This window comes from Limosilactobacillus sp., from assembly GCF_022482365.1.
GTDB lineage: Bacteria > Bacillota > Bacilli > Lactobacillales > Lactobacillaceae > Limosilactobacillus.
In genome coordinates this window covers 1,376,580-1,398,704 of sequence record NZ_JAKVPE010000001.1, presented here as the reverse complement: position 1 = coordinate 1,398,704, position 22,125 = coordinate 1,376,580, and the positions used below count along the sequence as shown (strand labels likewise).

Genomic DNA, 22,125 nt, shown 5'->3' with positions numbered 1-22,125 from the left:
CTTAGACGAATTTATAGCCGAAGCCACGGACCGTCAGCAGGTGGGTTGGCTGGTGGGGGTCGTCTTCCAGCTTATCGCGAAGGTGGCTGATGTGGATGTCGACAATTCGGGAGGTAGTCAGGAGGTCGTAGCCCCAGACCCCGGTCACCAGCTGCTCGCGACTGAGAACTTGCTGTTGATGGTGGGCGAGGTAAGAAAGCAGTTGGAATTCCTTGGGCGTCAAGTCGACCGGCTGAGCGCGCTTAGTCACCGTGTAAGCGGCCAGGTCAATTGTCAGGTCGCCGATCGTGAGAATTTCAGAATGAGCCGGCTTTGCGAGCGGGGTGCTGCCATGGAGGTCGGTATGCTGGTATGTCCAGAGACGCTGCTCAATTTTGGCTCGAAAGGCCGCGTCATCAATTGGCAGAAGCTCAACGTCATCAACCCGGGCGGCGTAGAGTTTGCGCTGCAGGCGTCCAGTCATTTTGGCCGTCAGAACGGTAATGGGGCCGGCGATTTGGCTGCGGATCAGGGTCATTGTGGCGATGGTGGTGTCCAACGTAGCGGCGGTCAGGTCCCACCAGATCCCGCTGGCCGGGTGCTTTTCTAAAGCAACCACCAGTCCGGTCGGGGTTGTTACCCGGCGGAGGTGCCAGTGGGCCTTGGCACAGATGTCCGTCAGCTGTTGGACGAGGGCCGGCGATTGGCTTAGGAGGAGGAATTCTTTAGTCATTTGTTTCTCCAATATTTACACAACATTTACATTGTGCAGATTAAACATTTACAGCGGCTTGCTATGCTTTTATTTGTATCATAGGAAAACCGTGAAGACAACTAGGAGGAGACCATGCGAAAAGTATTATTGGGAATTTTGCTGGCCGGAGTGCTGGTGGGTCTCGGCTTCGGCTGGGCAGCCGCCAAGAAACAGCCAGCCCAATCCAAGGTGACGGTGGTCGGCTCGACCGCCCTCCAACCCCTGGTGGAGGCGGCTGCTGAGCAGTATCAGCAGAGTCACACTAAGGCCAGCATCATCGTCCAAGGTGGCGGTTCGGGAACCGGTTTGAGCCAGGTCCAGGATGGAGCGGTGAATGTCGGTTCTTCCGACATCTTCGCTGATCAACAGGACGGGATCGATCATGCCAAGCTGCAAGATCACATCGTTGCGGTGGCTGGAATTACCCCGATCGTTAATCCCCGTCTCGGCATCGACGACTTGACCCTGGACCAGCTGCGGCAGATCTTCACCGGTGAGGTCACGAACTGGCGGCAGCTCGGTGGTCCTGACCTGCCGATCACGGTCATTAACCGAGCAAGCGGCAGCGGGACACGGGTCGCCTTTGAGCAGACGGTGCTTAGGTCCGGTGAGCACGCAGTGAATGCTCAGGAACAGGACTCCAACGGAACCGTGAAGGAAATTGTGGCCAATACGCGGGGGGCGATCAGCTACATCTCGTTTGCCTACATTAATTCACGGGTGCAACCGGTCAAATTATCCGGCGTGACTCCGACGGCCGCGAACGTGACGACCAACCAGTGGCCGCTCTGGTCCTACGAGCACCTGTACATGAAGCGACGGCCGGATGCAGCAACCAAAAGCTTTATTCGCTTTATGCAAACACGCCGGGTTCAGGATTCCCTCATCAAGGATGCCAACTACATCAGCATCCACGACATGAAGGTGGCACGGACGCCGGATGGTCAAATCAGTGAAAGGAGCAGATAAGCCGATGGACGAGTTAAACCAATCCTTCGAGTCAAAACCGACCGCACTTTTTCGCCGGAAGAAGAAGGTGCCCCAAGCCTTCGACCGCCTGTTGGCTCCGTCGGCCGAAACCAGGCAGGAGTGGGGCGGCAAACTGGTGAGCTGTCTGGCGATTCTCCTGATCGGTGGGTTAGTACTAACTTTATTTGCCTTTCTGATTAATAAGGGGCTGGCCCTGTTTACCACGAACAAATTTTCACTCGGTGAATTTTTGACCAGCACCGACTGGCGGCCCAGCCATCACCACTACGGTGCCCTGCCGATGATCACCACCTCCTTTGCAGTAACGGTCCTCGCCGGGGTCCTGGCCTTGCCGCTGGCGCTGGTCAGCGCGATTGCCATCACTGAGCTGTTGCCAAACTGGGTTTATCGGGTCTTGCAGCCAGTAATTGAATTGCTGGTGGGAATCCCCTCGGTAGTTTACGGCTACGTCGGGCTGACGGTGATCGTACCCCAGCTCGGCCGAATGTTTGGTGGGACCGGTTTCGGGATTTTGGCGGCGACCTGTGTCCTTTTCCTGATGATTCTGCCGACGATGACTTCGATGACCATTGATAACCTGCGGCAGGTTCCCAAACAGTACCGCCTAGCGTCCGCGGGTCTGGGCGCCACTCGTTGGCAGACGATCAGCCGGGTGGTGGTCCCAAGTGCAAAGAGCGGGATTTTGACCGCGATGGTGTTCGGGATGGCACGGGCCTTTGGTGAGGCATTGGCGGTGCAAATGGTGATCGGCAATGCAGCGATTATGCCCGCGGGTCTGATGTCGTCTTCGGCCACCCTCACCAGTGTTTTGACGACCGGCATCGGGAACACCGTGATGGGGACGGTGTCAAACAACGCTCTGTGGTCATTAGCCCTCCTCCTGCTGTTGATGTCACTGGCGTTTAACCTAGTGTTGCGTTTGATTAGCCGAAAGGGGGTCCGGTAAGATGCGACCGGAAAAAACTGACAAACTGGCAACGGGCCTGATCCTCTTGTTCGCCGGGATCACCGGCCTGGCGGTGCTGGGCTTTTTGGCCTACCTGCTCGTAACGGGACTGCCGCATGTTTCCTGGCACTTCCTGCTGTCACCGGCAAAAGCCTTTCAAAGCGGGGGCGGGATCCGGGACCAGCTCTTCAATTCACTCTACCTAGTTGTTTTGACAATGCTTGTCTCGGTGCCGCTCGCCCTGTGCGCGGCGATTTACCTGAGCGAATACGCGGCGCAGAATCGGTTGACGGCAGCCATCCGCCTGGCCGTCGAGGTCCTGGGATCGCTGCCGTCTGTCGTCATTGGGCTCTTCGGCTACCTGGTTTTTGTTCTCCAATTTGGCTTGGACTTCTCCTTACTGGCTGGGGCCTTGGTGCTGACGATTCTGAATCTGCCAATCCTGACCAGGAGCTTTGAAGATGCGCTCCAGCAGGTTCCAGCCTTACAACGACAGGCTGGACTGGGATTGGGGATGTCAAAATGGCGGGTCACTACTAAGATCGTCCTGCCTGGGGCGTTACCGGGAACTATTACGGGAATGATCCTTAGCGCGGGTCGGGTCTTTGGTGAAGCGGCGGCCCTGATTTACACGGCCGGGCAGAGTGCTCCCGCCGTAGACTATGGCAACTGGAATCCGTTTAGCCCGACCAGCTTTCTCAACCCGCTGCGGCCAGCGGAAACGTTGGCGGTCCACATCTGGAAGGTCAACAGTGAGGGCCTGGTGCCGGATGCTCGGGCGGTTTCAAACGGAGCGGCCGCGGTACTGATTATTACGATTCTGCTGTTCAATCTGTTAGCCCGCTTGATCGGTTACCTGGTGAAGCGGCGATTTGCAAAGTGAGGATAAGAAATGGAAAAGACAGCCTTAGAAGTGAACAATTTAGCCGTTGCTTACGGCACTAAACAGGTGGTAGAGCAGGTTTCGCTCAAATTTCCAGCCCATCAAATTACGGCCTTGATCGGCGCATCCGGGTCCGGAAAATCAACGGTCTTGCGAAGCCTGAACCGGATGAACGACGAGCTGGCCACGGTGACGGGAGAAATTAACTTCCACGGGATCGACATTAACCAGCCCAAGGCCAACGTTTATCGGGTGCGGCAACAGATCGGGATGGTCTTCCAGCAGCCGACGCCGTTCCCGCTATCGATTTACGAAAACGTGATCTACGGGCTCCGGTTGGCTGGCGAAAAGGATCGGCAGGTGCTCGATGCACGTGTCGAGGAGAGCCTGCGCCAAGCCGCACTTTGGGACGAGGTTAAAGACCAGCTGAACAGTAGCGCCCTGGCCCTCTCCGGCGGTCAGCAGCAACGGTTGTGCATTGCCCGAACGCTTGCTGTGCGGCCCGAGATTATCCTGATGGACGAACCGACCAGTGCTCTGGATCCGGTTTCGACTTCGCAAATCGAGGATACTTTAGTACAATTAAAAGAACAATTAACGATTATCATGGTGACCCACAACATGCAACAGGCTTCTCGTTCCGCGGACTGGACGGCCTTCATGCACCAGGGACACCTAGTTGAATTCAACAAGACTGCGGAGATTTTCATGAACCCGCAGGAACAGCAAACGGCCGACTACCTGAGCGGCAAGTTTGGTTAGGGGGACGATAATGGGTGCAATCTTTGACGACGAACTAAAGCGGCTGCGTGGACATTTCATGGAGATGGGAATCGACGCCAGCGAACAGATTTACCAGGCGACGAAGGCCTTCACCGATAAGAACACGGCCCTGGCCCACCAGGTTTTAAGTGCCGATAGTAAGCTGAACGACGAGGAGATCCACCTTGAAAAGCAGGCTTTGAAGCTGATGGCCCTCCAGCAGCCGGTGGCGACGGATTTCCGCAAGATTATCTCGATCCTTAAGGCCAGTTCGGACATCGAGCGGCTGGGGGACTATGCAACCCATATTGCCCGGGCGGCCATTAACCTGAGCGCGACTGTCGATGATGATCAGATTGAAGACCGGATTGAACGGATGATGATGATTATCCGCCAGATGCTGGAGCGGGTGATGGACGCCTACGTTTACACCGACGAGCAGCAGGCCTACGAGGTTGCCAACGAGGATTTGAAGGTTGACCTCATTTATGTCCAGCAGCAGGATGCCATCATGCGAGCCCTCCAGCGGGGGACGGCGGTGCAGAGCTATGGCACCTACCTGGCGGTAATTCGCTACTTGGAGCGGGCGGGGGACCACATCGTCAACCTCGCCGAGTGGATTATTTATAGTGGCTCCGGCAAGCTGGTGGAACTAAACCCTGGCAAGGCCGATCCAACGATGGTGAAACGGGAACTCGAAGAACAATCGGATTAACGAAATGATGGGAATCGCCCATCATTTTTTTGTTTGCGTTATCATAGATGTAGATTAACTTTTGCAAAAAGAACAAGGAGGATCTTTATGTCTGAAAAACACTTAACACCTGAAATGGTGACAAAGTATCAACAAGCCTTTCACGCCCGTCGCGATGCCGACGTAATTGCCCGGGCGGTTCAAAAGAACGGGATCAAGAACGCCAGTGAGGATCCAGCAGCCAGTGCTCGCCTGCACCGGGCCTTTTCCTACGAGATTAAGACCGGGAAACCATCCAATCAGCGGCACAGTGGCCGTTGCTGGTCATTTGCGACCCTGAACACGCTGCGGCACAAGTTTGCAACTAAGTACAAGGTCAAGGACTTTGAGTTGTCGCAAAACTACCTCTTCTTCTGGGACCGGATCGAACGGGCCAACATGTTCTTCCAGAAGGTCATTGCCACGGCCAAGAAGCCGCTCCACGACCGGCTCGTCGACTTTTACCTGAGCTTTGCCGAAAACGATGGTGGACAGTGGGCCAACGCCGCTTCGATCATCGAAAAGTACGGGGTCGTCCCGGAATACGTGATGCCCGACACCCATAACACCAAGGACACGACCGATGTGGCTGAGGTAATGAACTATATGATGAAAAAGGACGCTCTGGAACTGCGGCGCCTGGTCAATGACGGGGCCAGCGAGGATGAACTGAGCGCGGCCAAGGAAAAGATGATGGCCGACGTCTACAAGGTCGCCGCCTACTCCTTTGGTGAACCGCCGACAAAGTTTGACCTGGAATACCAGGACGATAACAAGAAGTTCCATCAGATCCTCAACCTGACACCGCTGAAGTTCTACCGGGAATACTTCGCCACCAACCTGAATGATTACGTGGTTGTCACCAACGCACCAGACCACGCCTACAACAAGGTTTACGCAATGCCAACCCAGGACAGCGTGGCCGGCGGGATCCCGATCAAGTTCGTCAACGTGCCGTTCAAGTACCTGCAGGAAGCGGCCATCAAGCAGCTTAAGGCCGGTGAAACTGTCTGGGTCGGCAACGACGTCCTCCAGCAGATGGACCGCAAGCGGGGCCTGATGGATGCCAAGCTCTTCCGGCGGGCCGAACTGCTCGACGTTGACTTCACGATGGACAAGAAGGACCGGCTCGAATCCCGGCAGGCAATGGTTTCCCACGCCATGACCCTAACCGGCTTTGACCTGGTTAACGGTGAACCGATCCGCTGGAAGATCGAAAACAGCTGGGGCAAGGACAACGGTGACAACGGCTACTTCGTCATGACCCAGGACTGGTTTGAAGAATACACTTATGAGGCCGTGATCAATCGCAAGTACCTGGATGATGAGCTTAAGCAGCTGGCAGATAGCACGCCGGTTACCCTGACGGCTTGGGATTCGCTGCAATAGTATTTAACCAAAGGGGTTGAGGAAGATGGCAGAAGGAAAGGTTATTACGAACTACTTTTACGACGAAGCTGCCTATGACTATCACGACGCGGGTTATGTGCCCCTAGAAGCGCCCCAGACCGAACAGCAGCCCTTAAAAATTCCGGCGATCTTAAAGCCGGACAAGGAAACCGCCACCGACATGTACTACACAATCGTGGCCCAGCCCGGCGAGACCCAGCTCCTGCCGGGGGAAAAGACCAAGACCTGGGGCTACAACGGCGCGTTGCTGGGCAAGACAGTAATCTTTAAGCGTGGCAAGACGGTTCACGTTCACCTGGTCAACCACCTGCCCGAGGTGACGACCTTTCATTGGCACGGTCTCGCCATCCCGGGGCCAATCGAGGATGGCGGCTGTCACGCCCCGGTCTACCCGGGGAAGAGCCGTGACGTGACCTTCAAGATCAACCAGCCGGCCGCCTTCGTTTGGCTCCACGCCCACCCGTGTCCGGCAACGGCCGAGCAGGTTTGGCATGGTCTGGCCGGTGGTGCCATCGTTCAGGATGAGCACGAGGCGGGCCTGCCCCTGCCGCGCAATTACGGGGTCGACGACATTCCGCTCATCCTCCAGGACCGGCGCTTCCACGAAAATAACCAGTGGGATTACCGGGCCGACTATGATCCGGATGGGGTCGCCGGGCCAACGCCGATGATCAACGGGACGATTAATCCTTACTTTGACGTCACCACGCAGCGGGTCCGCCTGCGCTTTCTCGACGGGGCCAACCGGCGGGAGTTCCGCCTCCACTTTTCCGACGATCTAGAATTCACCCAGATCGCCGGTGACCTTAGTCTCCTGCCACACCCGGTCAAATTAACCAAGCTCCTGATCACCTGTGCCGAACGGCAGGAAGTGATTGTTGACTTTGGCAAGTACCGGCCGGGGGATGAGGTGATCCTCTACTCCGACGACGTTCCGTTGGTTCATTTCCGGATTCATGAATTTGAAAAGGATGAGACGAAACTGCCAAAGACCTTATTTGAAACCCCGGACCCGGCGGTTGATCCCGACCTGCCCGTCCACCACGTTACCCTCGACGGCATGGACGAGGCGGTGGCCATGAACGGCAAGAAATTCAAGATGGACCGGATCGACTACCAGATGCCGCTGCATCGAGTCCAGCTCTGGGACATCTACAACACCAACCCGGCCCCCGGCATGATCCATCCTTACCACATGCACGGTGGGGCCTTCGAGGTGGTGTCGCGTAACGGCCACGCCCCGTACCCGAACGAACTGGGGCTAAAGGACACCGTGGCAATTAACCCCGGCGAGCACGTGCTGCTCAAGGTCTGGTTCAACGTTGCCGGCGTCTTCATGTACCATTGTCACATCCTGGAACACGAGGATGGCGGAATGATGGCCCAGCTCCTGGTCGTCGATCCGGCCGAGCCGAACAAGCACTACCACCTGATGGACCACATGACCCTGATGAAGGCCTTCGCAGAGGAGCGGGGCGTTCCAATGGATCAACTCTGGCTCGGTGGCATGGAATCATACAAGAAAATGGGAATGGAAATGTAAATAGTGAAGACCCGCTGCAAATCGTTTGCACAGATTTGCAGCGGGCCTTTTGCTATTATGCGTGGTGGCTTTTCCTCAAGGCCCGATAGCCGCCGAGGGTGAACTGGTTCAGCAATTTGACCTCGTGGTACCATTCGGCGTCCTTGGTGAAGTGGTGGGCGCGGTTGACCGCAAAGGAACCGTGGAGCATGTAAAGGAAGATCTTTTCGGCGTCCTTGGCCGGAAGACCGGTCTGTTCCTGGATCGAAGGGATCACCCGGGAACGTTCGTGGGCCATGATTCTGCCGATGATGTACTCGCTGAGGTCCGGATCCATCAAGAGCTGTTGATACTTGGACGAATTGCCGATGCGCTGGCAGGCGGGAATGAGTGATTCATTTTGCTTCAGGTAATCGGTCGAGGCGGTGGCTACCGAAACGTCGGCCGAATGATCATCGGGAAGGTAGACGAGGGCATCATCGAGGACGGCATTTAAGACCTCGGTGATCGAATTGAAGTGCAGGTAAAAGGTGGAGCGGCTTAATTCGGCTTGCCGGCAGAGCTTGGTAACGGTGATCTGGGCGTAGGGCATTTTCTGAATTAGGTCGACGAAGCTATCTTTGATCAGGTTGATCGTGTAGATGGTGCGGCGATCCCGCTTGCGACTCATTGACATAATTTCACGACACTTTCTTAAAACTGTGGAGGAGTGGACAGCCCGTGCGACTGTGTGCTTCTCCCTTTTTGGTTCTTGCGCTAAATTGATTACATGAATTTCAAGACAACCTGTCCATAATTATACAACTTGTTGAGGAGATGGGAAGAATGGATGCGATTGAAAATGCCCAGCAGCTTCTGCGGACCGCCGATGCAATTCTAATCAGCGCCAGCAACGGTCTTTCGATTAGCGAGGGTTACAATATCTTTGCCAATAACGCCGCCTTTCACCGCTACTTCGGTGAATTTTCCGCGGAGTATGGAATCACCAGTATTCTTCAGGGGGCCCAGGCCTACCTGCCCAAGGGCGCACGTCGCGCATTTATGGCGAAGCTGCATCAATATCTTATCGATGACTATCACGGTGCTGACCAGTTCCGGCTGCTCAAGCAGTTGGTGGGAGAGAGGGACTACTTTGTGATTACGTCCAACGCCGACCAACATTTTCAACTGAACGGCTTTGAGCCGCACCGACTGTGGGAAATTGAGGGTAACTTCTTTGGCCTGCGAATGCAGAGCCCCGAATGGCAGGCCCAGCAGCAGGCCTGTCAAGACTTTCTCCAACGATATGCCGATAAGAATTTGGTCCAGCTCGAGCTCGGGATCGGGGCGGCCAACCAATTAATCAAACAGCCGCTGATGGAAATGGTCGCAGCCCATCCCCGCTGGCACTATCTTACATTAAATTTGCCAACGGAAATTAACATTCCAGCGGGCATCGCCGACCGATCGCTGGCCCTGCCGGGGGATCTGAAAAAGACGTTAACCAAATTAGTAAAGGAGCCAAATTGAGATGAACCAATCATTGTACGAACAGCTCGTGATGCAAACGCAGATGAACTATTCCCGCTATTACGGCGTCTACGCACAGGGCGAGACACCGATCAAACTGACAGCGAAAAAGCCGTTGCCCTATGATCAGCAGATTAAAATCTTTGCCGAAAAAATTAAGGCGGCCGACCACGTGATTGTCGGTGGAGCTTCCGGGCTGTCGGCGGCCGGTGGCGGTGATTTCTACTACGCCGCCACACCATCATTTAAGACGGCCTTCAAGCGTTACTATGACAAGTATCAGATCAGTGGCGCCTTTGCGGGAATGCAGCGGCAGTGGTCCAGTCGGGGCGAATTTTGGGGCTATCTAGCCACCTTTTTGCACACCACGCTCCACGCCCCGGTGCGCAAACCGTATGCGGATTTGCAGGCCCTTTTGCGCGATAAGGATTACTTTATTTTGACGACCAACCAGGATACTCAGGCAATCAAGGCCTTTCCCGAGGAAAAAGTGGCCCAGATCCAGGGCGATCACCGCTTTTTCCAATGCAGCCAGCAGTGCACCGATGACGTTTGGGACGCGACCGCCCAAATTGATGAGATGTATGACTACTTGGATGAGCATGACACCACGGTTCTGCCGGAGAGCATGATTCCGCGGTGCCCACACTGTGGTGCCGAGGCCTTTCCCTGGGTCCGCGGCTACGGCAATTTCTTGGAGGGCAGCCGCTATCAGGAGCAATACCAGAAGATTTCTGCTGATATTGAGACCCATCTGCCTGACAAACACGTCCTCTTCCTTGAGCTGGGCGTCGGCCGCCTGACCCCGATGTTTATCCAAGAGCCGTTCTGGGCACTGACGAATAATCTGCCCGGGGCCTACGACGTGATGGTTAATCGGGACTACCAGTTTTTACCCGAACAAATTGAGGACAAGGGGGTTGCGATCAAGGGCGATCTTTCGCAGGTTCTCGACGATGTCCGGGCTGCGTTGGGCTGTTAAAAATTGAACTGTTCCACGTGAAACAAAAGCACCGGATCCTTTGAGAATCCGATGCTATTTGTGGTTGATTTGCTGAACGATGTCATCGATAGTAATTCGCCGCATTTCCGCGGTGGCGGCGTCCTGGATCTGGGCGTAGTAATGGCTCAAAACGGGCTGGATTCGTTGCCCCACCTTTTCCTGGGGATTGGTGGCCGGGTCGACATGCAGCAGCTCGTGGTCCATCTGGATGGCGCAAAAGACGGCGAAGAGGGTAATTTCATTGGCCGGCCGGGCCAGGCTGGGGCGCGCTTTTCCCGTCTGGGTATCAATAATGTTGGCGTGATGCAGGTCGGCCATCAACTTGCGGACCACGCTGGGATTGACCTCGATGCTGGCTGCAATTGCCTTACTGGAGCAGTCCCCACCTTCGTGAACCACCAGGTAGGCCAAGAGGTGGATGGCGTCGCTGAATTTGTAAGAGTATCTCATAATGATCCTATTTTAATAATTAACTAAGGCGGGAGCAAGAGCTAGATAGACATTTCTAAAGGTCAATCTTCAGCTCAATCGGGGCGTGGTCGCGGCGCTTGCCGGTGTCGACCATCGTGGATTCCTGAATCTTATCGGCGATCCGGTCACTAACCAGCCAGTAGTCAATCCTCCAGCCGGAGTTGTTCTGCTTGCTGGTGACGGCGCGCTGGGCCCACCAGGAGTAGGCGCCGGCTTTGTCAGGGTAGAGCTTGCGGAAACTGTCGGTGAAGCCGGCCGCCAGCAGCTTGGTGAAGTGTTCCCGCTCCTCATCGGTGAAACCGGCGGAGTGGTGGTTGCTGTTTGGATGGGCGAGATCGATCGGCTCGTGGGCGACGTTGAAATCCCCACTGGCCATGACCGGCTTGTCCTTCGACAGCCCCGTCAGGTATTCGCGGTACTTATCGTCCCAGATTTGCCGCTCGGCCAGCCGTTTCAATCCGTTGCCGGAGTTGGGCGTGTAGACCTCGGTGACGTAGAAGTCCGGAAATTCCAGGGTGATGATCCGGCCTTCCTGGTCCATGGTCGATGGGGCGCCGATGGTCGGGTAGGTCACCTTGGGCTGGTAGTCCTTTTTGTAAAGATACATGGTGCCGGCGTAACTCTTCCGGGCTGGCTCCTCCGAAGACCGCCAGACGTATTCGTAGTCGGGAAAAATTTCGGCGAGGGCCTCGCGGTGCTTCTTGGTCGGGTCCGTCCGCAGCTTGGTTTCCTGGATGGCAAAGACGTCCGGTGTGGCAGCCGCAATCTTCTTGAGGACCGCCCGGGTTTCGCCGGCCCGCTCGGACGTTCCGGTGAGGGCGGCATTGAGTGAATCGATATTCCAACTGATTAATTTCATAAAAGTACTCCTTAGTCTTGGCTGACGATTTCTTGTTTCCAATGGTTGAGGTGGCGCTTGGTGACGACGCAGAGGCCGTCGTCGCCAACCTTCTTCATCTGGTTGGTGCACATGATCCTGACGCCATCCTCGTCCGCGGCCCGCCGTTCGCCCCAGTAGTTGAGGTAGCGCAGGGCGGCGTAGAGGTTCTCCCCCTCGTCGGTCAGCCGATACTCAACGTGGGGCGGGATGGTGTTGAAGCTTTTGCGGGTCACGATGCCGGCGTCGACGAGCTCGCGTAGCTGGTCGGTCAAAACCTTGTAGGAGGTGCCGAGCTGCTTGACCAGTTCGCCGGTCCGTCGCGGATGTCCCGCCAGCAGGTAGAGAATCACCGGCTTCCACTTGCCGCCGATGATTGAGAGGGCGTAGTCGGCACCGGTATTGAACATTTTCTCCATCATCTGTTCACCTTCCTTGTGAAATGCTAAGTCCATTATAGCAAGCTTTGGTCAAAAAATTTAATTTCGTCAACTACCCCCAGGCCAGGTAAATCTTACCGCTGGGTAACTATCTTACCGTAAAGTGCTTACTTTTAATAAGTTTTACAACTGCCTATACTAGAAACCGTAAGAAATCGAATAGGGGGAATTAAAATGACCAAACAAGTATTGATCCTCGGAGCGACTGGCCAGATTGCCGGGCATGCCATTGATGCCTTGCTGACAAATGGGAACGACCATCTGCTGCTTTACACCCGGCACCCGCAGCACCTTCAACACGTTGACAAGGACCGGGAAACGGTGATTAAGGGCGATACCCTGAAGACGGCGGAACTGGACGCGGCGATTGCCCAAGCCGACATCGTTTATGCTAACCTGCGCAGTCCGGAGATCGAGCAACAGGCCAAGAACATTGTGGCGGCGATGGATAAGCACGGCGTAAAGCCGCTGATCTGGATTTCATCGATCGGAATCTACGACGAAGTACCCGGCAAGTTCGGCGAATGGAATAACGCCGAGCTCGGTGGCGGTCAGGAGGACAGCTACCTCGGCACTTACCGCAAGGCCGCGGACGTGATTTCCGCCTCCGACCTGGACTACACGATTATTCGCCCGGCCTGGCTGACCAACAAGAACGAGGTCGACTACGAGACCACGGAGCGTGGTGAGGCCTTTAAGGGAACCGAGGTTTCACGGAAGTCGATCGGTAATTTTGTGGCCAAGATCATCAACGACCCGGCACCGTATGCACGCAAGGACTTCGGGGTCGACAAGCCGGGAACGGACGGCGACAAACCGGCCTGGTACTAGGATTGAGAGTAGATTGGCGAAAGTTTATTGAGCAGAATTTGATTCCAAACGTTTACATCCATACTTAATTGTGCTAGATTACTAGCAACAAATAAATACGCTACCTGGTTCCCCGGAACTGGGAATAATAGCACTCAACCTTATTTCGTTAGGGCTTTCGAACGAAAGAGAAATAGGGTTGGGTGCTTTTTGCGTACTAGGAGGTTTTTTGGATGAAAATTGAAGTGAAGACGCTTGATGAAATGAGTGCACGGGAATGGTGCCGGTTGGTACAGGAGCGGATTAAGGTCTTCGTGGTCGAGCAACATTGCCCCTACCAGGAGGTCGATGCTGACGACTACCATGCCCTCCATCTTCAGCTGCAAACCGACCAGGGGCAACTGGTGGGTTACACGCGAATTTACCAACGGGCGGACGGCCAAATCAGCTTTGGTCGGGTTTTGGTGCCGATGCAATACCGGAAGCACCATTATGGTCGGCGGCTGATCCAGGAAACGATTGCGGTCGCCCAGGAGCATTTTCCGGGGGAACCGATCCAGATTCAAGCCCAGGCCTATCTGCAGAAATTCTATGAATCATTTGGCTTTCGGCCGATTTCGGCGGTCTATTTGGAAGATAATATTCCACATCTTGACATGGTTTTGAAAGGAGAAGACTAATAATGAACAAGAACTATGATAATTTCGAAAAGCTAACCTGCACGACCAAGATCAAAGACGAAAAAGACGACTACTACGCCTTTGACGAGACCGTCTTCTACGGCGAGAAGGGCGGGCAGTTGGCCGATCGCGGGACGATCAATGGTCTGCCGGTAGTCGACCTGAAGTGGGACGGGGACACCCTCTATCATAAGGTGGCCGGCGAGCTTCATGATCCGATCAAAATGCAGGTCGATGCCCGGACGCGCTGGATCAACACGACCGTGCAGAGTGCCTTTCACCTCCTCGACGGCTACTATGCCGACAAGGACGCCAGGATCGTTGAGGTGAACGCCAACCCGCACAACGAATGGTACATCGTCGACGCCAAGCAGGTCCGTGAAGAGGAGTTGGCGGACGTCGAGGCGTGGATGAATGACGTCATCCACCAGGACATCCCTACCACGTTTACCTACGTCGCTGGCAGTGACTACCCCGATCCTGCCTACCAGAAGTATTCGCAGGTCCGGCTGGTCCACTTTGGCGATATCAACATCCAACCCTGTGGCACCTGCCACGTCAATCACACCGGCCAGCTCCAGAGCTTTGTCATCCTCGGCACGGCCAGGGTTTCGGCCGGGACCAAGATCTTCATCACGACTAACCTGGTGACCAACGACCGCCTGAAGCAGGATGACCAGGAGCTGAAGCAGGCGGCCAAATTGCTCAGTGTGAAGGAAAATCAGGTCACCGCCGGAATCCAGGAACTGGCCGCCAAAAACAAGCAGTTTAAAAAGCAGGTGAAGGTCCTCAAAAAGGAGCTGCTGGCCTTTAAGCTCAAGCAAATTCTAGAGGAAGATCAACCGGTCAGCCAGGTCCAAATTGACAGCGCCGGTGACATGTCGATGCTGGCACCGCAACTGCTGCGGCAGGTGAAGACCGACAAGCTGCTGGTTGCCAAACTCAATCAGCAAACTAGCTTTGCGATTATTTCACCAGCCGGGAAGGCGCGGGACGTCCTGGCAAAGTTTCAGGCGCTCGGTCAGGTCAACGGGGGTGGTTCGCCCAAGATCGTAACGGGGACCACCGCACTGCCAATTCAGGATCTGATCCAGGCCTATTAATCGCCCGCTCCCGGGGTATAATAGGCCCAAAGGAGTGGTTGCAATGCTGATTAACGATCACCAGCGCTGGCTGCGCGACTTTTACCGCAGCAAGCACTGGTACGAACTGTCGCCGGAATGGCGGATGAACTTTATCACCGAAGAGGAAGGCGAATTAGCGCGGGCGGTCCGCGCGATTGAGATCGGCCGTTCCCATCCCGGGGAGGCGGCAGCGACGACGGCCGAGAAGGAATACAACCTCCGCGAGGAAATGGCCGACATCATCGACCAGGTGTTGATCTTGGCTGATAAGTACGGCGTCAGTGGTGAAGAGCTGCTGCAATTCAGCGAGGACAAGCTGAAGAAGCGCTGGCACTTAGAGTAAAAAAACAACCCACGACAGATTGTGGTCGTGGGTTGTTTTCGTCAGTGTTTAACTTGGTACTTATCTGGGGCCAGCTTGAATTGGACGGTGGCGTAGGGCACCTTTGACTTGGTTGGGTAGGTGATGGTGAAGCCGGTGCTGGTGACTTGACTGACCTTGCCGGTAGCCGATTGGGTGATCAGCTGGTTGTGGATCCGCACCCGATGGTTTGCCCGGACTTGAAAGCCACGCTGCGTCGCCACCCGGTTGAGAGCCGTGGCCGAGGAAACGTAGCGTTGCAGGAGCTGGGGTGCCCGGGCCTGCTCCTTAGTTGCCTTGCTATCGACGAACGGGTTGCCGGACTGGTCGAAATCCTCGACGTTGACGTAGGCGACCCGGCCGGCTCGGTTGAAGAGGGCGTACTGGTGCTTGGTTTGGTAGGCGTTGGCGTTGATGTAGGTGACCTGGTAGGTTTGGCTTCGCGGCTGCTTCAGGGTTGCGGCCTGGCCGTGTCCGGCGATTACCAGCTCCGTTATTATTATCGTGATTGTTATTAGTATGTTTCTAAATCGTCTCAATTAAATGACCTCCTTCCATTTTACTTTACTGTTACGGTGACCTGGTCGTTATCCATTTATAGGACCTAAATTTCAAGAATAAGTTAGCCACTGGACTCAAATAAATAATACTGACCAATTGATTATTGGTTGATGGAGCTGTGATATCTCTTGGTAGAAGGCCTTACGATAGATATCCATTGACGAATGTCCATTAAACATAGCTCGTGGATAGTGATTCATCCAATCATTAGTCGCTATGATCTGAGCACTACTATAGTTATTTATAGCTTCACCTTTGGTAATCTCCTTGCGGAGAAACCGGTTATTGATCTCATTGGATCCACGTTCCCAAGGGGAATACGGATCAGCATAGAAAACATGATCGTGAACTTGTGTTAACTCACTAAATTCTGAACCGTTGTCAGAGGTTATTGTCTTAAAAATGCGATAGTAAGCATCTGTGCCCATTTTCTGGCGCAAATTTATAAAGAACTGATTTACTGCATGCGCAGTTTTACCAGCAATTTTACTCGTGATATTAACTCGTGAAAGGCGATCAGTCATTACTAGTACAACACTGTCATTACCGTTTTTCTGTCCCTGAACTGTATCCAGTTCCCAATGGCCAATTTCGGACCGTTGGTCCGCAGTTTGAGGTCGTTGAGCAATATTAGGCCCTAAGCACCTTTTAGCTTGCGGATGAGTTTGATGATGCTTACGTTTAGGTTTTTCAAAGAGGTCTAAATTGGACGTACGAAGCACACCCTCATTAATCCATTGATATAAAGTTACAACCGACTTTGGGATCAGGGTGCCATCATTCATTAAATCTCGAGCCTTATAAATAACCGCTTGTGGGGAGTAATGGTGGTCGTCAAACTCACCAAGCATTAGCTGATCAGCTAATCGTAAAAATTGCTTTGAAGAATAATATAAGCGACGACGACCAGAATGGCGGTGATGTTCAAGATATGTGGCCTGACCAGCTTCATAACTATAGATGTAGTAAGAATATTCGTAAATCTTACCATTAGATTTTTGACGACGAAGTTGGCGGACCGTACCACGGTTGAGCTCGTTATTAATTGTTTGATGATTAACTCCTAATTGGCGACCAATTGCGCGATTGGAAAGTCCTTGCGACTTTAAAGTCGCAATCATCACACGTTCTTCTTTAGTAAGATGAGCATTCTTTTTATGAGTAGTCAATAAAATAGTAGACATGGTATCATTTAAGTGCGTCATTTGACGGACATCCTTTCATATAGGTTTGGTTCACTTAATATGATACCTGATGTCACGCCGAATGGCGTTTTTTATTTACCACCAACTGGGTGGCTAACTTCATTCTATAATCTACCATCCATTTATAGGATTATTTTTAATAATATTGCTGAGCTGTAAGGAAAAATTAATGGCAAAAAGGTCAGCATAGTTTGCTAGATTATAGCCGCTAATCCGTTCAATTTGCTTGATACGATTAGTTAGGGTATTGCGGTGAACATAGAGTGCGGCAGCAGCTTTTTGGATTTGACCATTATATTTAATTAACGTTGCCAATGTGGGCAAGAGTGCGGTTCGATGCTGGATATCATATTGTTTTAATTGCTCTATCTCTGGATCGATCAACAAATGGTATTTGTCCTGCGAAATGGTGGAGAGCAGTAGCAACTGATGTCGATAAAGAAATTCGACTGGTTGATTGATTGTCAGCAGGTGGCATCCCGTTAAACCGAGCTGATACATATCATGAATTTGTCTAAGATCGTTAAAAGGGTTGGTAACTAACATAGTAATTTTCAGTTGCTTGGCAATTTTGGTTAACTTTTTTTCAGTGACAGAACAGTGTAGTTCCCGGATTGGCAACTTAAAATTGCTAACAACTCGTCCTTCATAAACTGAGGTTAAGGCTGAACCAAACTCTTTAACAAGGAGATGCTGGAGGGCCATTTTGAGAAACGATAGAGGGCGATCTCCAGTCGATTGGCAAAATAACAGTGCTTGTTCTGCTGGAAACGTCAGATGGTGCTTATTAAGAATTGCCGGAATGCTGTCAAAACGATCGTTCTTCAGTAGTTCAATTAGTGAATCTTCCCATTGTGAATTCCAATTGTTGATTAAACCGGCAGCAAGGAGGCGCTGCTTAAGAAATATAGCGGCCGTAGTGAGCAAGGCTCGTTGGTCGTCATCGATTGGGTGTTGATCGTTAAAAAGAACTAGAAAAGCAATTAAGTTTCCCTGATTAAAAAGATTAATAACTAGCTCTTCTCCCTTGGTAATGGAGGTTTTGTATGGCTGATGAGCAGCAAGCAATGGAAGGCTAATGGAGCGGCTGATTTGCATGATAATTTTATCGTCCGAATACCCCTGCTTAATAACATTACACCAAGGTGCAGGAGGAAGACCAAACTGAGTTGAGTAGGCAATAATCTGATAGTTAGAGCTCATAATTAAGAGTGAGTTATTTAGTTTTTGCGCCAGCTGGTTAAGAACCTGTTCAATACTGGACTCGCGAAATGATGAAGTAAGTGCTTCAAGAATATGAGTATTTTCCTGCTGCTCTTGCTGAAAAAGTTGGTTAATAATGTTGACGATATGGCATTGATAATCATCGAACTTTGAATAATCTGCACTCTCCGCTATGGTACTGGGACAAAAAATTTCTGCACAATCGTTGCCATTAACGAGGTAGAAATGGGAATGTTTTTTAAGCAAATTGACACTTCCCAAGTGTTGCTGCCCAGTGACTCCTAAGTGTAGTTGATAGACATTAGCATTAGCACCGTATTTTATTTGACGAATCTTTAGCTGGCTCCGCAGTTGATGAACAAGTTTAGTGAATTTCATAATTCCTCCAGAATGTGCAGCGTGCACAACGATATTGTGAATGATTGTGCAAAGAAATCTATTTCCATTCTTCTAATTTTAGTACAATAAAACCGTAGCCGAAAGCGGTTTATCCAGAAGCAAACAAGCATAATGGAAAGTAAAAAGGATTCGATTACTGGCTCCTGGTTATCGATAATTAACATGGAACTAGGGCACAATGCATTTTGTTAGTAGAATTTCCGTATGCTATGGCTACTACAATCTGGGAGGATGATTTTATGGCATTTTCTAATATTACAATTGCTGGTGCTGGTGTGTTAGGCAGTCAAATCGCGTATCAGACTGCACTGAGCGGGTTTAAAGTTACCATTTATGATCACAATATTGAATCTGTGAAAGAGAGGCTAACTGCATTAGAGCCAAGCTACAAGCATGATCTGAAATTAAGCGATAAAGAACTTCAGGCCGGAATGGACAATATTGTTAATGTTACAACTGATCTTAATGATGCTGTAAAGGATGCCGATTATGTAATCGAAGCTCTTCCTGAATCTTTGGCAATTAAGGAAGAATTTTATAAGGAACTATCGGCTGCTGCTCCTAAAAAGACTGTGTTTGCTAGCAACTCATCAACTTTTGTTCCTTCCCAGCTGGTTGACTATGTTGACCGGCCGGCAAAGTATCTCCACATGCATTTTGCCAATATGATTTGGCGTCATAATGTTGCAGAAATTATGGGGACGGTCCAGACTGATCCTACAGTCTATCAGGAGGTTGTTGATTTTGCTAAGGCAATCAAGATGGTGCCGATTGAGCTGCATAAGGAACAGCACGGCTATGTTTTAAATGCTCTTCTAGTTCCGCTTCTCTCCTCAGCGTTGCAGCTTTGGGTTAAAAATGTAGCTGATCCACAAACGATTGATAAAGATTGGATGATTTCGACAGAGTCACCATTGGGCCCATTTATGATTTTGGATCAAGTAGGCGTTCGGACCTCATTACAGATGGTCGAGAACTTCTATGCGATGACGCATAATGAAGTTTATAAGGAAATCGATGCAAAACTGAAAGAAATGGCCGCTGCTGGGCACTTCGGTCAAGAATCTGGTCAGGGATTCTATCATTATCCACACCCAGAATTTGCTGATCCTAATTTTTTGGAGGCCTAATCAAGGATGATTGGCCAAAATCAAATAGAAGGATATCTGTATAAAATTAGTATTCTCGTAAATCTTAAAAATCGAATGACGAGCCGACATGGTTCATCATCCGATTTTTTTGGTTAACTGATTTTTTTGCAACGCTTCAAAATTATTTGCGCCAAAGGAAGTTGACCAGTTCGCGGTTGACCTGATCGTTGTTGTGGAGCTTGCTGTGCTGGGCGTCCTTGCCCTTAATCTCCACTTCCCGGTAGGACCTAGCGCGACCGGCGACCAGGTATTTGAGCGTCTTGGCCGAATTAACCGGGACGTCGCCGTCGGAATGTGAGCCGTCCTTCATGTCGCCGTAGATGTTCAGCACCCGCGTGTTGGTGGGAAAGGTCTGGCGAAGACTCAGGAGCGGCTTGAAGCTGGCATCCTCGCGCGTTGGCTTGCCAGTTTGGGGATCGACCCTGCTGGTAGCAGTTTTTTGCCCGACAAAGCCATTGTAGTGGCCGGCAATCGCGACGAGGTGGTTGATCTTCGGCAGCCGGTCATTGTTGACGTTATCGTTGATGTAGTTGATGATCTCCAGGTTGCCCATCGAATGGCCGACGAGGTTAATGGCGGCGTAGTGGTGCTGTTTTTCCAGCGCCAGGACGACGTTTTTGACGTAGGTGCCGCCGTGCTTGTAGCCAGTGACATAGTCGTGCTTGTAGGCGCTCAGCTTGTTGTCGGCCAGGTTGACCTCAACGATCGGGTTGATCGCGTGCGCCGGGATGGTGCGGTTAAACGTCACCTTGCCGCTTTTGGCAACGTTGGCCCGGACGATTGTCTCGGTGACCCCAGCCCGCTTGGCGGCGTGGGTCATCTTGGCTTCGGCATTGGCACTGCTGCCCCAACCGTGGACGAAGATGGTGGGAACGCTTGATTGAACGAACTGCTTAGCTGCCCGGGCGCGGTGCCAGGCAGCCAGGCCCCCGATTGCAACGGCGATGACAACGATGGTAAGAATAGCAAAACGACGACGCATGAAAAGGGCTCCCTTTCCGAGATCAGGATTGATCTGATTAGTTAGCCCCATTCTAGGGTGTGCCGGACAAAATGTTAAATGCCCATCTCGAATCGCCGGTCATGCGCCCTGCCTATAGCTCCAGGTACTTATTCTTGATCAATTCGGCCTTTTTAGTATGGTCCTCGGGATAGATGAAGCTGGAGTCGATGCCGAGTTTGGCCAACTCGTCTAGGATGCCGTGCTTGTACTGGACGGGGATGATGTACTTCTCCTTCTCGTCGGGATGGTCATGGTTATACAGGCTCAAGACATCGATCGCCAGCTGGGCACGGTGCTCGACTTCGGCGTAGTCAATCGCCACCGACTGGTCATACTCGTCGCCGATGAAGGGCACGAAGAGGAAGAGGCCCTGCTGGTTTTCCATCCGGCGACTCATCCGCGTGCTGTTAACAATCTTTGGGACAATCAGCTCCAGCGGGTTCAGCTTATTGGCAAAACTGGGGATGTCCCGCTTGGCTTCTTCAAACAGGCGCAGGAAGGGGATCGTCTGCAGGTCCCGCTTGAAGTCGATAAAGTGGCTGGCCGCGTCATCCTCGAAGTAGCTGAAATAGCTCTGACTCCAAAGCTTATGCTGCTTGGCGATGTATTGATCATCCAACTCGTAGAAGTGTTTGATGGTTTGGAAAAAGGAGCTCTTGTCGGCCATCGACTGACGGGCGAGGGAAGACTCCAGCTGCATTTCGTTGGAAAAGGCGTTTTTCTTAAAGTAATTGTGGTAGGTCGAGCCGATCTTGGCGTCGTACTCCGCAATCAGGTGGGGCCAGCCCTGGTGATCCAGCATCTTTGCCAGCTTATCGCGGTTGGGCTGGTCCTTGTAGACGTAGACCTCACCGTTCCCCTGACCGCCCTTCACGGCAAAGAACAGGGCGATTAGGGGATTGCTGCTGACGTCGAGCAGTCGCGTCGGCAAGTGATAGTGCTCCATCAACGCGAGCCGCTCAAAGTTTGTTCGGCACTTCTCGAAGAGCTGTGGGTCGGTCATCAAGAAATCGTTGAAGAGGTTATCCTCGTTGTCGAGGAGCTTGCGACTGCGGAAAACCGCGGGAAGGGTGTTGGAGAAGGCGTCGTCTTGCCCACGGAAATAGTAGTTGTGCTTTTTACTGTTAATGAGTTTTTCAATCTCTTCAATGTAGTTTGAGACGGTCTTAATTTCATGAATCATCGTACTCTTCCCCTTTGGTGTCTGCTGATCATTGCGTTCGAATCCTTTGCCCAAAGTATAGAACGAAATTCACAAGGTGGGAAGACGCATTTGCCGCCTGAGCAGATTAGTTTGATTTTCTCGCTAAAAGCGTAAACTAACAATT

General features: G+C 52.3%; 24 protein-coding genes. 14 read left to right on the top strand and 10 right to left on the bottom strand.

The window, feature by feature from the left end:
* Position 1: 1 nt before the first annotated feature.
* Complete coding sequence (locus LKE23_RS06545) at positions 2-712, bottom strand: winged helix-turn-helix transcriptional regulator (protein ID WP_291976547.1); 711 nt, start codon at positions 710-712, stop codon at positions 2-4.
* A gap of 114 nt (positions 713-826) precedes the next feature.
* Here LKE23_RS06545 and LKE23_RS06540 point away from each other — a divergent pair, with 114 nt between their 5' ends.
* The 7 genes from LKE23_RS06540 to LKE23_RS06510 all read left to right on the top strand — a co-directional run bounded on the left by LKE23_RS06540 (position 827) and on the right by LKE23_RS06510 (position 8,000).
* Positions 827-1,702: a phosphate ABC transporter substrate-binding protein PstS family protein gene (locus LKE23_RS06540; protein ID WP_291976546.1), complete on the top strand. Its 876-nt coding sequence runs from the start codon at positions 827-829 to the stop codon at positions 1,700-1,702.
* Positions 1,703-1,706: 4 nt separating this feature from the next.
* Positions 1,707-2,669 (top strand): phosphate ABC transporter permease subunit PstC, encoded by a 963-nt coding sequence (gene pstC / locus LKE23_RS06535; RefSeq protein ID WP_291976545.1) that lies wholly within the window; start codon positions 1,707-1,709, stop codon positions 2,667-2,669.
* 1 nt (position 2,670) lies between these two features.
* Positions 2,671-3,552 (top strand): phosphate ABC transporter permease PstA, encoded by an 882-nt coding sequence (gene pstA / locus LKE23_RS06530; RefSeq protein WP_291976544.1) that lies wholly within the window; start codon positions 2,671-2,673, stop codon positions 3,550-3,552.
* A gap of 9 nt (positions 3,553-3,561) precedes the next feature.
* Positions 3,562-4,314, top strand: a complete 753-nt coding sequence (gene pstB, locus LKE23_RS06525; RefSeq protein ID WP_291976543.1) for a phosphate ABC transporter ATP-binding protein PstB — start codon at positions 3,562-3,564, stop codon at positions 4,312-4,314.
* A gap of 10 nt (positions 4,315-4,324) precedes the next feature.
* On the top strand, positions 4,325-5,029 hold the full coding sequence (gene phoU / locus LKE23_RS06520; RefSeq protein WP_291976542.1) for a phosphate signaling complex protein PhoU: 705 nt from the start codon (positions 4,325-4,327) through the stop codon (positions 5,027-5,029).
* An 87-nt stretch (positions 5,030-5,116) separates the two neighbouring features.
* Positions 5,117-6,436, top strand: coding sequence for an aminopeptidase C (locus LKE23_RS06515; protein ID WP_291976541.1), 1,320 nt, complete (start codon positions 5,117-5,119; stop codon positions 6,434-6,436).
* Between the two features lie 25 nt (positions 6,437-6,461).
* The gene (locus tag LKE23_RS06510; protein ID WP_291976539.1) at positions 6,462-8,000 is read left to right on the top strand and encodes a multicopper oxidase family protein; all 1,539 of its coding nucleotides are present in this window, start codon (positions 6,462-6,464) and stop codon (positions 7,998-8,000) included.
* A gap of 55 nt (positions 8,001-8,055) precedes the next feature.
* On the opposite strand, the gene LKE23_RS06505 is transcribed toward LKE23_RS06510, so the two are convergent.
* Complete coding sequence (locus LKE23_RS06505) at positions 8,056-8,649, bottom strand: TetR/AcrR family transcriptional regulator (RefSeq protein WP_366512161.1); 594 nt, start codon at positions 8,647-8,649, stop codon at positions 8,056-8,058.
* A 155-nt stretch (positions 8,650-8,804) separates the two neighbouring features.
* On the opposite strand from LKE23_RS06505, the gene LKE23_RS06500 reads away from it, so the two are divergent.
* Positions 8,805-9,488, top strand: coding sequence for a hypothetical protein (locus LKE23_RS06500; RefSeq protein ID WP_291976536.1), 684 nt, complete (start codon positions 8,805-8,807; stop codon positions 9,486-9,488).
* Position 9,489: 1 nt separating this feature from the next.
* Entirely contained in the window at positions 9,490-10,470 is a 981-nt protein-coding gene (locus LKE23_RS06495; protein WP_291976535.1) for an NAD-dependent protein deacetylase, read from the top strand.
* Between the two features lie 54 nt (positions 10,471-10,524).
* Here the strand turns inward: LKE23_RS06495 and LKE23_RS06490 are convergent, their stop codons facing one another.
* Genes LKE23_RS06490 through LKE23_RS06480 form a run of 3 tightly spaced genes read right to left on the bottom strand, consistent with a single transcriptional unit; the run spans position 10,525 to position 12,294 of the window.
* Complete coding sequence (locus tag LKE23_RS06490; protein ID WP_291976533.1) at positions 10,525-10,941, bottom strand: Rrf2 family transcriptional regulator; 417 nt, start codon at positions 10,939-10,941, stop codon at positions 10,525-10,527.
* A gap of 55 nt (positions 10,942-10,996) precedes the next feature.
* Positions 10,997-11,821, bottom strand: coding sequence for an exodeoxyribonuclease III (locus LKE23_RS06485; RefSeq protein ID WP_291976532.1), 825 nt, complete (start codon positions 11,819-11,821; stop codon positions 10,997-10,999).
* Positions 11,822-11,832: 11 nt separating this feature from the next.
* The gene (locus LKE23_RS06480; protein WP_291978334.1) at positions 11,833-12,294 is read right to left on the bottom strand and encodes a winged helix-turn-helix transcriptional regulator; all 462 of its coding nucleotides are present in this window, start codon (positions 12,292-12,294) and stop codon (positions 11,833-11,835) included.
* Positions 12,295-12,453: 159 nt separating this feature from the next.
* On the opposite strand from LKE23_RS06480, the gene LKE23_RS06475 reads away from it, so the two are divergent.
* The 4 genes from LKE23_RS06475 (at position 12,454) to LKE23_RS06460 (ending at position 15,236) form a co-directional block, all read left to right on the top strand.
* Positions 12,454-13,110, top strand: coding sequence for an NAD(P)H-binding protein (locus tag LKE23_RS06475; protein WP_291976531.1), 657 nt, complete (start codon positions 12,454-12,456; stop codon positions 13,108-13,110).
* A gap of 212 nt (positions 13,111-13,322) precedes the next feature.
* Positions 13,323-13,769, top strand: a complete 447-nt coding sequence (locus LKE23_RS06470) for a GNAT family N-acetyltransferase (RefSeq protein WP_291976530.1) — start codon at positions 13,323-13,325, stop codon at positions 13,767-13,769.
* A 2-nt stretch (positions 13,770-13,771) separates the two neighbouring features.
* Entirely contained in the window at positions 13,772-14,872 is a 1,101-nt protein-coding gene (locus tag LKE23_RS06465; RefSeq protein WP_291976529.1) for a hypothetical protein, read from the top strand.
* A gap of 43 nt (positions 14,873-14,915) precedes the next feature.
* Entirely contained in the window at positions 14,916-15,236 is a 321-nt protein-coding gene (locus tag LKE23_RS06460) for a MazG-like family protein (protein ID WP_291976528.1), read from the top strand.
* 41 nt (positions 15,237-15,277) lie between these two features.
* Here LKE23_RS06460 and LKE23_RS06455 read toward each other — a convergent pair whose 3' ends face one another.
* The 3 genes from LKE23_RS06455 to LKE23_RS06445 all read right to left on the bottom strand — a co-directional run bounded on the left by LKE23_RS06455 (position 15,278) and on the right by LKE23_RS06445 (position 18,622).
* Entirely contained in the window at positions 15,278-15,793 is a 516-nt protein-coding gene (locus tag LKE23_RS06455) for a hypothetical protein (RefSeq protein WP_291976527.1), read from the bottom strand.
* Between the two features lie 96 nt (positions 15,794-15,889).
* Positions 15,890-17,020, bottom strand: coding sequence for an IS30 family transposase (locus tag LKE23_RS06450; RefSeq protein ID WP_291976173.1), 1,131 nt, complete (start codon positions 17,018-17,020; stop codon positions 15,890-15,892).
* Between the two features lie 111 nt (positions 17,021-17,131).
* Complete coding sequence (locus LKE23_RS06445; protein WP_291976526.1) at positions 17,132-18,622, bottom strand: PucR family transcriptional regulator; 1,491 nt, start codon at positions 18,620-18,622, stop codon at positions 17,132-17,134.
* Positions 18,623-18,882: 260 nt separating this feature from the next.
* On the opposite strand from LKE23_RS06445, the gene LKE23_RS06440 reads away from it, so the two are divergent.
* Entirely contained in the window at positions 18,883-19,773 is an 891-nt protein-coding gene (locus LKE23_RS06440) for a 3-hydroxyacyl-CoA dehydrogenase (RefSeq protein WP_291976525.1), read from the top strand.
* Positions 19,774-19,915: 142 nt separating this feature from the next.
* On the opposite strand, the gene LKE23_RS06435 is transcribed toward LKE23_RS06440, so the two are convergent.
* Positions 19,916-20,776, bottom strand: a complete 861-nt coding sequence (locus LKE23_RS06435) for an alpha/beta hydrolase (protein ID WP_291976524.1) — start codon at positions 20,774-20,776, stop codon at positions 19,916-19,918.
* A gap of 112 nt (positions 20,777-20,888) precedes the next feature.
* Positions 20,889-21,980 (bottom strand): FRG domain-containing protein, encoded by a 1,092-nt coding sequence (locus LKE23_RS06430; RefSeq protein WP_291976523.1) that lies wholly within the window; start codon positions 21,978-21,980, stop codon positions 20,889-20,891.
* Positions 21,981-22,125: the final 145 nt, after the last annotated feature.